Annotated in this window: 9 protein-coding genes; 4 read left to right on the plus strand and 5 right to left on the minus strand. The window is 68.5% G+C overall.

The genetic code is table 11. The features are described 5' to 3' along the window. The first annotated feature begins 160 nt into the window (after positions 1-160). Entirely contained in the window at positions 161-547 is a 387-nt protein-coding gene (gene nirD / locus RBR11_RS02770) for a nitrite reductase small subunit NirD (RefSeq protein WP_308487757.1), read from the plus strand. Positions 548-762: 215 nt separating this feature from the next. Further along, positions 763-4,953 (plus strand): fibronectin type III domain-containing protein, encoded by a 4,191-nt coding sequence (locus tag RBR11_RS02775; protein ID WP_308487758.1) that lies wholly within the window; start codon positions 763-765, stop codon positions 4,951-4,953. Between the two features lie 520 nt (positions 4,954-5,473). Here the strand turns inward: RBR11_RS02775 and RBR11_RS02780 are convergent. The 4 genes from RBR11_RS02780 to RBR11_RS02795 form a co-directional block, all read right to left on the minus strand. After that, positions 5,474-6,043 carry a hypothetical protein gene (locus tag RBR11_RS02780; protein ID WP_308487759.1) on the minus strand — a complete coding sequence of 190 codons (570 nt, stop codon included), beginning with the start codon at positions 6,041-6,043 and terminating at the stop codon, positions 5,474-5,476. Positions 6,044-6,908: 865 nt separating this feature from the next. Then, positions 6,909-9,263 (minus strand): excinuclease ABC subunit UvrA, encoded by a 2,355-nt coding sequence (locus RBR11_RS02785; RefSeq protein ID WP_308487760.1) that lies wholly within the window; start codon positions 9,261-9,263, stop codon positions 6,909-6,911. 95 nt (positions 9,264-9,358) lie between these two features. After that, positions 9,359-9,769, minus strand: a complete 411-nt coding sequence (locus tag RBR11_RS02790) for a VOC family protein (RefSeq protein ID WP_373889757.1) — start codon at positions 9,767-9,769, stop codon at positions 9,359-9,361. 10 nt (positions 9,770-9,779) lie between these two features. Continuing rightward, entirely contained in the window at positions 9,780-10,220 is a 441-nt protein-coding gene (locus tag RBR11_RS02795; RefSeq protein ID WP_308487762.1) for a helix-turn-helix transcriptional regulator, read from the minus strand. Between the two features lie 116 nt (positions 10,221-10,336). Between RBR11_RS02795 and RBR11_RS02800 the strand changes: the two genes are divergently transcribed. Then, a complete protein-coding gene (locus RBR11_RS02800; protein ID WP_308487763.1) occupies positions 10,337-10,921 on the plus strand; it encodes an HdeD family acid-resistance protein in 585 nt (194 codons plus the stop codon). A gap of 66 nt (positions 10,922-10,987) precedes the next feature. Here the strand turns inward: RBR11_RS02800 and RBR11_RS02805 are convergent, their stop codons facing one another. After that, on the minus strand, positions 10,988-11,752 hold the full coding sequence (locus RBR11_RS02805; RefSeq protein ID WP_308487764.1) for an SDR family oxidoreductase: 765 nt from the start codon (positions 11,750-11,752) through the stop codon (positions 10,988-10,990). 138 nt (positions 11,753-11,890) lie between these two features. On the opposite strand from RBR11_RS02805, the gene RBR11_RS02810 reads away from it, so the two are divergent. Beyond that, positions 11,891-12,367 carry an NfeD family protein gene (locus tag RBR11_RS02810; protein ID WP_308487765.1) on the plus strand — a complete coding sequence of 159 codons (477 nt, stop codon included), beginning with the start codon at positions 11,891-11,893 and terminating at the stop codon, positions 12,365-12,367.

Here is a 12,367-nt window from a genome sequence, read left to right on the forward strand (position 1 = left end):
GGTTCCGAGCGTAGGATCGGGCGGTTTCCCGACCGTTTCCGCAATGTAACCGGCGCATGACAGCGCTCGCACAGGGCGGGCGCGCGCCTGTGAGGGGACATTCACACGGTCGACACACGCGGCGACCACGGCCGAAACACACGCGCCCTATCGTCGTCGCATGACCGCCATCACGCAGACCAGGCCCCGCGTCGCCCCCTCGCACCCTTTGGCGCGCACCGCGTGGGAGCGCGTGTGCCGCGTCGACGACCTCGAGCCGTCCTGGGGTGAGGCCGTGCTGGTCCGGATGAGGCAGATCGCCGTGTTCCTCCTCTCCCCGCGCGAGGTCTATGCCGTCGAGCACGCCGATCCTGCGGCCGACGGCGCACCGGTCATGGCACGGGGCATCGTCGGGTCCCGCGGCGATCGGCCGACTGTCGCCTCGCCCCTGCACAAGGAGATCTACGACCTCGGCACGGGGGAGTGCTACTCGGATCCGGCTCTGCTGCTGCGGACCTTCCGCACGCGCATCGTCGGGGGCTTCATCGAGATCGAGCTCGACGACTGAGCCGTCTCAGGAGACCCCTTCGCCCGAATGGGGGCCCACAGGAACTCCGACCGTGCTTCCGCCCGGACCTTCCGTGTCGCGCCGTGCAGGTCTATGCTCTGGTCCAGCGCCAGAGATCGCCCCGCCAGGGCTCCCCAGGATCCGATGGCGCCGTTGCCGCGTGCAACGAGGATACGCGGGCCCATGGTCCGCCTGGGGGTTGAAGGCGGTCGGTCATGGCCCGCTCGAATTTCGGCGATCTCGGCGATTCATCGCGTACACGGCGACGCGTGGTGCTGCTGGCGGTGACGGCCCTGGTCGGGGTCGCGCTCCTGCCCGCGGCCGCGCCGCCGGCAGGTGCGGCCGATGCGGCATCCCGCTCTGTGCCCGCAGCCGCGACCGCCTCGGTCGTGCAGAACGGCGGCTTCGAGTCCGGCATCAGCCTGTGGACGGCCGCCGGCACCCCGCCCGGCGCGGCGAGCACGACCACGGTGCACTCCGGAACCGGGTCGGCGCTGCTCGGTACCGTGTCGGGGACCGAGCCGAACGGAAGCGGGTCGCTGAGCCAGCAGGTCACCGTGCCCACCGGGACGAGCACGCTGAGCTTCTGGTACTGGCCGGCCACGACGGATGCCCTCTGCTCCGGGTCGGCGTGCCAATACGACTGGCAGGAAGCGCAGATCCGCAGCACGACGGGCACGGTGCTCGCGTCGGTGCTCAAGAGCAACTCCAACACGCGGGCGTGGACGCAGGTCACCTTCGACACCAGCGCGTACGCCGGTCAGAACGTCGTGTTGTGGTTCGACGTGCAGCAGGACGGATCGAACCCGCCGGATGACACGTGGATGTACCTCGACGACGTCTCGCTGACCGGAACACAGCCCACCGCGCCCGCCGCGCCCACCGGGGTGACGGCGGTCGGCGGCAACACGCAGGCCACGGTGTCGTGGACCGCTCCCAGCAGCGGCGGCGACCCCATCACGAGCTACACGGTCACGCCGTACATCGGGACGACGGCGCAGCCGTCCACGACGGTCACCGGCGCACCGCCCGTGACGACGGCGACCGTGACCGGGCTGACCAACGGCACCGCCTACACGTTCACGGTGAAGGCGACCAACAGCATCGGCACCAGTGCGGAGTCCGCGCACTCGAACGCGGTCACGCCGTCGACGGCCCCTGCCATCGCGTTCGTGCAGCAGGTCACCGGGCACGGCTCCGGATCCACGCGCGCGGTGACCCCGACGGCCGCGATCACCACCGGCGACCGGATGATCGTGGAGGTCGGCATCTGGGCCGCCGCGCACCCCACCATCAGCTCCGTCACCGACAGCGCCGGCAACACGTACACCGCGGTCGTGCGCTTCACCGCGGCCGACGGCACCGAGGAGACCGTGTGGACGGCGCCCATCACGGCCGGCGGGGGCACGAAGCCCACGATCACCGCGACGGGCACGGCCGGCGGCGACATCGGTGTGGCCGCGCTGGAGTACGCCGGACTCTCGACCGGCGCCGGCGCCGTGGACGTGGCCAAGACTGCCACGGGTACCACCACCGGCGCCGCCACGGAGTCCTCCGGGGCCACCGCGGCGACCACGACCGCGGGCCTCGCGCTCGGGTTCTACGCCGACTCCGGATTCGGCACGACGCCGACGCCGTCGAGCGGGTTCACGGGACGCGCATCCATCACCGGCGCGTCCGACATGGATCTGCTCGTCGAGGACCAGACGGCCGCCACGGGCGCCACCCCCAACGCCGGTGCCGCGACGGGGGCGAACACGATCTGGCTCATGGCGACTGTCGTCTTCACCGCAGCCGGAGGAACCGCCCCCACCGTGCCGGCGGCGCCGTCCGGTGTCACGGCCACGGCAGGCAACGGGCTGGCGACCGTGTCGTGGACCGCACCCGACAGCGGCGGGTCCGCGATCACCGGCTACACGGTGACGCCCTACATCGGCACGAGCGCGCAGGCCACGAAGACCGTGACGGGAACGCCCCCGGCGGCCACGGCAACGGTCACCGGGCTCACCAACGGCACCGCCTACACCTTCACGGTCAAGGCCACGAACGCCGTCGGCACGGGACCCGCCTCCGCGCAATCCGCGGCCGTCACCCCGACGGTCACCGCCCAAGGCCAGTGGGGCGCCCTGCAGACCTGGCCGCTCGTCGCCATCCACAACATCCAGCTCAACAACGGGAAGTACCTGCTGTTCGACGGGTGGCAGAACCCGACACCGACCATGGTGTGGGATCCGACCACGAACACCTTCACCACCGTGAACGCGCCCGCGAGCATCTTCTGCTCGGGCAACACGCACATGTCCGACGGACGGATCTTCATCGCGGGCGGCCACGGCACCACGGAGATCGGCATCCCGACGACGTCCATCTTCGATCCGGCGACCGGCGCGTGGTCGAAGGTCGCCGACATGAACATGTCGCGTTGGTATCCGACGGTGCTGCTGCTCCCGGACGGCCGTCACCTCGCTCTGAGCGGCAACTCGACCGACGCGAACCACTGGGCGGACACCCCCGAGGTCTACGACCCGACGACCAACACGTGGACACTGCTGACCGGGGTGAACACGTCGCAGATCCACGAGGAGGAGTACCCGTTCTCGTACGTGATGCCCAGTGGCAAGGTCTTCGCGATGGGGCCTTCCGAGGACGTCTCGTACGTGCTCGACGTGAACGCGAAGACGTGGACCCCGGTCGGAGCAAGCGACGTCGTGAACGGATCGCCGGTGATGTACCGGCCCGGCAAGCTCCTCTACAGCGGGGGAGCGGCGAGCGTGACCAGCGTGGCGAACGCCTCGGCGCTGACCTCGGTCATCGACCTGAACGCGGCGACTCCGACCTGGCGGCAGACGGCGCCGATGAACACCGCGCGCGTCTACCACACGCTCACGATGCTCGCCGACGGCAGGGTCCTCGCGGTCGGCGGCGAGCAGACCAGCGACCAGACCACCGTCACGACCGGCATTCTGACGGCCGAGATCTGGGATCCTGCGACCGAGACCTGGACCCTCGGGCCCTCGATGTCGGCGGCTCGCAACTACCACTCGACCGCCGTCCTGATGCCCGACGGCCGCGTGCTCGTCGCCGGTGGGGGGCACGAGAACGACCTCACCAACCCCGGTCAGTACTCCGCCCAGATCTACTCGCCCGGCTACCTGTTCAATGGCCCGCGGCCGACCATCGGCTCCGCGACCGGATCCACGACCTACGGCGGCACGATCACGGTGAACACGCCCGACGCGGCCTCGATCTCGGCGGTCAACCTCGTCTCGCTCGCCGCTGACACGCACCAGGCCGACATGGGCCAGCACTTCGTGCCCCTGACCTTCACTGCCGGGAGCTCCACGTTGTCGGTCACGGCGCCGGGCAGCGCGACCACCGCCCCTCCCGGCGACTACATGATGTTCATCGTCAACGGCAGCGGGGTTCCGTCGGTCGCATCGATGGTGCACATCGGCGCAGCCGCGACCGCGCCGGGGGCCCCGACCGGCGTCACGGCCGTGAGCGGCAGCAGCCAGGCGACGGTGAACTGGACGGCCCCCGCCGACGGCGGCTCGTCGATCACGTCGTACACCGTGACCCCGTACATCGGGACCACCGCGCAGACGCCCACGACGATCACCGGCAACCCGCCCGCCAACACGACGACGATCACGGGCCTCACCAACGGCACGGCGTACACCTTCGCCGTGACGGCCAGGAACGCGGTCGGCACAGGTCCGGCATCCGCGGCATCCAACTCCGTCACGCCCGGCACCACGGCGCCGCAGTTCGTGCAGAGCGTCACAGCGCACGGCGGCGGCACCGCGACCCGGACCGTCACGATGTCGAACGCGATCACCGTCGGCGACCGCCTCATCGTCGAAGTGGGCGTGTGGTCAGGGGCCAACGCCACGGCCAGCGCGGTCACCGACTCGGCCGGCAACACCTACACCGAGCTGCAGCATTTCATAGGTTCGGAGCACACCGAGCAGAGCGTGTGGAGCGCGCCGATCACCGCGGGCGGCGGCACGAAACCCACCATCACGGTGACCGCGACCGGCTCGACCGACATGGGGATCGCCGCGCTCGAGTACACGGGACTGTCGACCGCCGCCGGAACCGGTGCCGTGCAGGCGTCCAAGACCGCGACCGGCACTGCGGCGTCGACCACCACCGTCACGTCCGGAGCGACCGCCGCGGCGACGGCGAACGGTCTCGCACTCGGCTTCTACACCGACTCGGGATTCGGGGTCACCCCGAACCCGAGCACGGGCTTCACGACGCGCGCGACCATCGGCGGGGCGGCCGACATGGACCTGCTCGTGGAGGACCAGCTGATCGCGACCGGCGCGACGGCGAACGCCGGTGCGACCACCCTGGCGGGCACGGTCTGGCTGATGTCGACCATCGTGTTCAAGGGGTCCTGAGGCTGCGCGGCGGAGCAGGACCCCGGAACCGCGTCAGCATTCGGGGCTGACCAACCCGGATTCGATCGTCATGGTCTTCACGAAGACGAACGCGCGGATCTGGATGATCGAGCAACGCGGCAACCGAATCAGCAAACTTGTTTTCTCACGGAAACGCCGCCGATGCGGACGTCCTAGCTTCCCGTGTAACCGTCACGCTTGCACCTCCAGGTGAATCGCCGGCCGGAGCCGCGTTTCAGGACCGGCGAGAGGCGCCCGGGTGTCGGTACTCGCATCTACCGGGAACAGGCCATCTTCAACTGGGCGAGTGGGGTATCCGGTCTTCCGCTATTCGTGCCCGAATCGCTCTGTTTGAGTTGCTCCAGATGCGCGGCGATGGACCATCGAGAGCCATTCGTCGGTGATCCGCAAGAACGCGTCTGGCTGTTCGACCCAGGGGAGTGTCCGCAATCTGCAAGTTCCGCCAATAGCCCCTTACATGTGATGACCGGCGGATTCCCCGCCGGCCAATTCTGGCTGATCAGGGGCCCTCAAAACTTTCCGGGGGAGCAAATCGAAACCGCCAATCGTGAAGGTATTCGCTCGCTGCAGATGGGTCAGCACGAGCCTTTTCGATGGACTCTTTCCAATCACTCCAGCGTGCCGGATCGGAGACCATGTAGGTATGGAAAAGCGCCAGGCCTTCGTCCGGTTCTTCCTCGAGGCTCATGTATTGGTCGACGATGAAGAAGGCTGCGCGAAAGCCCTCTTCGATGGAGAGTGACTCACCGGCCTCCTCTTCGGTAGCAGGTTTGTCGGCACGACTCTGCGCAGGGCTGGCTTGTGCCGGGCCGACCAGGCTCAGATCGAACGGTCGCTTGCTGTTCCACGGTTGGCCCTCGGGAATGATCTGGACCTGGATTCGGAGGATCTGCTGGACTATGTGCTCGAGATCCTGCCCCGCCTTCAGACGGAGAGCAATCAGAGATTCAGGCTCGAAGGCGAACGTGATCTGGTCGGGCCTTTGCATCTTCGTGATGCGCAGTTGTCCGTCGAACCCCGCAGCTCGAAAGAAGGCCTGAACGGCGGTCACCTGGTCGATTGTGAACATGGATCACACGCTAACAGCGGGATCGATCGGTGGACCGAGACGTTGTGTCAGGTTCGTTCGCGCCGGCTGGCGTAGTCGATGAAGGCGGGGCCGGCTTTCTGGTGGTGTTTGTCGGTGACTTGAGTGCTCGGAGGGAGCCGTTGCGGGCGCCGCGGAGGTCGATGCCGGTGTCGCGGAGTTTGTTCATCAGGGTCTTCTGGTGCAGGTGTTGGCCGGGGCGCCCGTCGGAAACAACCACTGGTTGTCGCGGTGCGGATGTTGTCCGGTGGGGAAGTGCCGCGAGATGCTCTCTGAGAACGCGGTCAACGGGGTGACGGGGTGGGGTGTCGTCGGTGACGGCGATGGTGATGTTTGTCGCGGTGACCGTGAGCTGCTGCAGGCGCATCTGTGCCATGCGAACGAGGTTCGGGAAATACCTGGTCACAGGCAAAACCCAGAAAGTATGGAGACGACCTCGCTGCCGGTCGGTCGCTTCTCGGAAGCTCTCCAGGCCGACCAGCTTTTGGACCGCACAAGGGGAGTCGTGCCGAGTGTCGTATTCGCGTCTGGCGGGAATGGGCCATCTTCGGGCTGACATAATGTGCATTATCGGTGTTATCTCGCCTGCCAGGAAGAGTACGAGCCATGCTCGACCTCGTCCGGGGCCGGCGCGGGTCACGCCGGGTTCCGACGGGCACAACGCGTTCGCCGGCTGGGCGCCGAACTCGGCGAGGATTGCAATGCCGTTCGGAAGCCGGAGCAGGGTGAATGCGATCCTGTCGAGCGCTCCGGGCGCCCGGACGTTGCCGAGCCGGAAGCCATTCTCACCCGGAGCTCTCGTTGGAGATCATTCGACGGAAACTGACATAACGACTCCCGGCCGTTATCACGCCCCCACGTACGCGGCCAGATGTTCACCGGTCAGTGTCGACTTCGCTGCGACGAGCTCGGCCGGGGTGCCTTCGTAGACGATCCGTCCGCCGTCGTGGCCCGCGCCCGGGCCGACGTCGATGATCCAGTCGGCGTGCGCCATCACGGCCTGGTGGTGCTCGATCACGATGACGGATTTGCCCGAGTCGACCAGCCGGTCCAGCAGCCCGAGCAGGTTCTGCACGTCGGCGAGGTGCAGGCCGGTCGTCGGCTCGTCCAGCACGTATACCTCCGCCCCGTCCGCCATCTGCGAGGCGAGCTTGATGCGCTGGCGCTCGCCTCCGGACAGGGTCGACAGCGGCTGACCGAGCGACAGGTAGCCGAGGCCGACATCCTCGAGCCGGCTGAGGATCGCCGCCGCGGCGGGGATCCTCGCCTCCCCCCCGGCGAAGAACTCGTGCGCCCGCGCCACCGGCATGTCCAGCACCTCGGTGATGTCGAGCCCGGCGAGCTTGTAGTCGAGCACCCCGGCCTGGAAACGCTTTCCGCCGCAGTCCTCGCACGGACTCTCCACGGTGTCCATGAACCCGAGCTCGGTGACGATCACCCCGGACCCCTTGCAGGTCGGGCACGCACCCTCCGAATTCGCGCTGAACAACGCGGGCTTGACGCCGTTCGCCTTCGCGAACGCCTTCCGGATCGGCTCCAGCAGGCCCGTGTAGGTGGCGGGGTTGCTGCGGCGGGATCCGCGGATCGCGGTCTGGTCGATCGACACCACGCCCTCGCCCTTCGCCACCGATCCGTGGATCAGCGAGCTCTTGCCCGAGCCGGCGACCCCGGTGACGACAGTGAGCACGCCCAGCGGCACGTCGACGTCGACCCCTTGCAGGTTGTTCGTGGTCGCGCCGCGGACCTCGATCGCACCGCGGCGCGCGCGCACGCCCGGCTTGAGCGACGCGCGGTCGTCCAGGTGCTGGCCGGTGAGGGTGCCGCTGCGGCGGAGCCCCTCGACCGACCCCTCGAAGCAGATCCGGCCGCCGGCGCTTCCCGCGCCGGGCCCGAGGTCGACCACGTGGTCCGCGATCGCGATGGTCTCGGGCTTGTGCTCGACCACGAGCACCGTGTTGCCCTTGTCGCGCAGCTGCTCGAGCAGCCCGTTCATCCGCTGGATGTCGTGCGGGTGCAGACCGATCGTCGGTTCGTCGAACACGTACGTGACGTCGGTGAGCGAGGATCCGAGATGGCGGAGCATCTTGATCCGCTGCGCCTCTCCCCCGGACAGCGTGCCGGACGGCCGCTCCAGCGAGAGGTAGCCGAGCCCGAGCGTCACGAACGCGTCGAGGTTGGCGCGCAGCGCGTCCAGGAGCGGGCCGGCACCGGGCAGATCCAGCCCGCGGATCCACGCCGCGAGATCCGTCACCTGCATACGGCAGGCATCCGCGATGCTGATGCCGTCGATCTTGGACGAGCGGGCGCCCTCGGTGAGACGCGTGCCGTCGCACTCCGGGCACGTCGCGAACGTCGCCACACGCTCGACGAACGCGCGGATGTGCGGCTGCAGCGCATCGATGTCCTTCGACAGCATCGACTTCGTGATCTTCGGGATCAGCCCTTCATAGGTGATGTTGATCCCGTTGATCTTGACCTTGGTGACCTCGCCGTAGAGGAACAACTGCCGCTGCTTGTCGGTGAACGTCGCCACCGGCTTGTCGGCGGGATAGAAGCCGGACTCGGCGAACTGACGCACCATCCAGCCGTCCGCGGTGTACCCGGGCACCATGATCGCGCCCTCGTTGAGCGACCGCGACTCGTCGACGACCTGCGCCAGATCGATGTCCGAGACCGCTCCCCTGCCCTCGCAGCGCGGGCACATACCGCCCAGGTAGATCGCGTCCTTGACGATCTTCTTCTCCCCGCCCGGCCCGGTCATCACACCGCTCGCCTTCTGCGTCGGGATGTTGAAGGAGAACGCGGTGGGCCCGCCGATGTACGGCGTGCCGAGCTTGCTGAACAGCACCCGGAGCATCGCGTTCGCGTCGGTCACCGTGCCGACGGTGGAGCGCGGGTTGGCGCCGAGCCGCTCCTGGTCGACGAGGATCGCCGTGGTCAGCCCCTCGAGCACATCGACGTCGGGGCGCGCCACCGATGGCATGAAGCCCTGCACGAACGCGCTGTACGTCTCGTCGATCATGCGGCGCGACTCGGCGGCGATCGTGTCGAACACGAGCGAGCTCTTCCCGGATCCGGACACCCCGGTGAACACGATCAGCCGTCGCTTGGGCAGCTCGATCGACACGTCCTTCAGATTGTTCTCCCTGGCACCCTGCACACGGATGACGTCGTGGGTGTCGGCGATGTGAGGCTCGGTCATCGGGCTTCTCCGGATCGGGGCGAAAGGCGGACGCAGGTCGTGCGGACACAGACTAGCGGTGCCCGCCGACGTCGCGGCGGGCACCGCTAGATGGTTCAGGCGACCTGCTGCAGGCGGATCATGTTCCCCGCCGGGTCGCGGAACGCGCAGTCGCGGATCCCGTACGGCTGGTCGATCGGCTCCTGCACGACGTCGGCCCCGCGCGCCTCGATCTCCGCGAAGGCCGTGTCGACATCGGGCGTCGCGAGGACGATGCCGCCGAAGCTGCCCTTCGCCATCAGCTCGAAGATCGTGCGGCGCTCTTCGTCGTTGATGCCGGGGTCGACCGCGGGCGGCGTGAGCACGATGGCCGTGTCAGGCTGCCCGACCGGTCCGACGGTCAGCCAGCGCATCTCCTGGTAGCCGACGTCCTTGCGCAGCTCGAATCCGAGCACGTCGCGGTAGAAGTGCAGCGACGCCTCGGCGTCGGTGTGCGGCAGGAAGCTCGCGTTGATCGTGATGTCCATGACGGTCACGCTACGCGCGGCCGTCCCGTGATGCTTCTCGATTCCTGATCGGTCTGGTGGCCTGCTTCTCCACCCACGACGGGATCCCCGGGCCGAGGCCGGGATCCGCCCGATACCGGCTCGGCGAAACCCCCACGAGCTCGGAGAACCGCGTGCTGAACGTGCCCAGCGACTGGAAGCCGACCGCGAAGCACGCCTCCGTGACCGACACATCGCCGCGCCGGAGCAGCGCCATGGCGCGCTCGATCCGCCGCGTCATGAGATACGAGTACGGGGGCTCGCCGTAGACGAGCTTGAACTGGCGGCTGAGATGCCCCGCCGACATGTGCACGCCGGCGGCGAGAGCCTCGACGTCGAGGGGCTGCGCGTACTCGCGGTCGATCCGATCCCGGACCCTGCGCAGCGCGATGAGATCGCGCAGCCGGTCGTCGTCCGCGGGGGTCGGGGTCACCCTCCGATCCTCGCACGGCGTGCCACCGCCGGGACAGCGCTTCCCACACCCTCTCCCCCGGTCGCGCTACGCTGAGCCCGTCCCCTCACAGGAACTTCTCAGAAAGGGTGCTCCTCATGTCCGATGCAGTCTCCGAAGCCAAAAGCCTCGTGAAGTCGCTTCGCGTCTTCCTCGCCGTCTCCGGCGTCATCGCCCTCATCGCGGGCCTCATCCTGCTGATCTGGCCGGCCAAGTCGGCGATCCTCGTCACCGGGATCGTCGCCGCCTACCTGATCGTGGGCGGCATCGTCTACCTCGTCCTCGGCATCGTCGCGGGCCGCGGCGGCGCGTGGGCACGGGTTGGCCACATCCTCCTCGGCGTCGTCTACATCGTCGCCGGCATCATCGCCTTCACGAACCTGCCCGCCGCCACCGTCACCCTGGCCCTGGTCACCGCGATCTTCATCGGCATCAGCTGGATCGTCGACGGCGTCGTGTCGCTCACCCTGATGGGCCAGGACGGCACCAAGGTCTGGACGCTGCTCTACGCACTGCTCGGGATCGTCGCCGGCATCGTCGTGCTGTTCTCGCCGCTGTATGCCGCCGCACTGCTGTGGTGGATCCTGGGGATCGCGCTCGTCGTGCTCGGCGCCGCGCAGATCGTCCGCGCCGTGACGATCGGCAAGGACGCGAAGGCGGCCTCAGCCGCCCTCAACGGCTGATCCGGTCCGTACGGGAGCAGGCCCCGGACGCATGGCGTCCGGGGCCTCCTCCCGTCTGAGACGGGTCTACTCCGCGACGAATCCGCTCACGTCGCCGATCAGGCGGGTGTTGTCCGCGGGGACCGGGTCCACCGCGGCCTGTGCGACCTCGGCGGCGAACTCCGACACGTTGTAGAGGCGTCCGGCCGACTCGCGCCGCTGCGAGATCGCACCGGGGTTGGCGCGCTCCAGCAGCGTCGCGGTGATCGTGCCCTCGATCATGTCGCCGGAGACGACGACGAACTGAATGCCCTGCGCCTCGATCGACGGGATGAGCTCACGCAGAGCGTCCTCGCCCGCACGCTTGGACAGCGCCACAGGCTCGTACTCCGGCATGGTCGGGGTGGTCCGGATGAAGTGCGCCTGGTGGCTCGTGACGAACACGATGCGCCCGCCCTCGCGCAGCAGCGGCAGCGCGGTCTGCAGCACGTTCACCTGGGCGTCGCGGTTGAGGCGGAGGGCGTAGTCCTCGCCCATGTTCGCCTCCATGCCGCCGGAGGCGTTGAGCACGAGGACGTCCAGGCCGCCGAACTCGGCCTTCACCGCGGCGAACATGTCCGCGACCGACGCCGGGTCGGTCAGGTCGGCGCCGACGACGAGGGCACGACGACCGAGCTCGCGGACCTCCGCGGCGAGCTTCTCCGCGCGCGGGGCCTTGTTCCGGAAGTTGATGACGACGTCCGCGCCGGCCTCGGCGAAGTAGCGGATCGTGTCGGCGCCGATGCCGCGCGAGGATCCGGTGACGAGGGCGACCTTGCCGGTCAGCGATTCGGCGGGAAGGGGCTGGGACACGATCGGGCTCCTCGGAAAGGGGTGCGCCGCGGGGCGCGGAGATGAGACCTGAACACCCTACCAATCCGCGTGATTCCGGGGCGCGCGACGGGTCGGCGCTTCACGGCTGCGTGATAGGTTGACCGAAAGGAGGGTGGTATGACTACGATCCTGCAGGTGTTCCAGGACTGGGCCTGGATCGGCTGGCTGGTCCTCATGGTCCTGTTCTTCGTGATCGAGATCTTCACCCTGGACATGACGTTCCTCATGCTCGGCCTCGGCTGCGCCGCGGGGCTCGTCTCGGTGCTCACGGGATGGCCGGTCTGGGCTCAGGCGATCGTGGCCGCGGTCGCCGCGGCGCTGCTCATCTTCCTCCTGCGCCCTCCCCTGCTGCGCCGCCTGCACCGCGGCGAGGACCAGACCCGGTCCAACGTCGACGCCCTGATCGGCCTGCGCGGCGTCGTCCTCCTGGAGGTCACGTCGATCAGCGGCCAGGTGAAGCTCAGCAACGGCGACACCTGGACGGCCCGCATCGCCTCCGACGCCCCCGTCATCACGCCCCTCGCCCCCGGCGCCCCCGTGACGGTCGCGCGGATCGAGGGCGCCACCGCATACGTCCGTTCCGTCCACGACTAG

Origin of the sequence: Microbacterium capsulatum (genome assembly GCF_030865425.1) — a bacterium.
GTDB lineage: Bacteria > Actinomycetota > Actinomycetes > Actinomycetales > Microbacteriaceae > Microbacterium > Microbacterium capsulatum.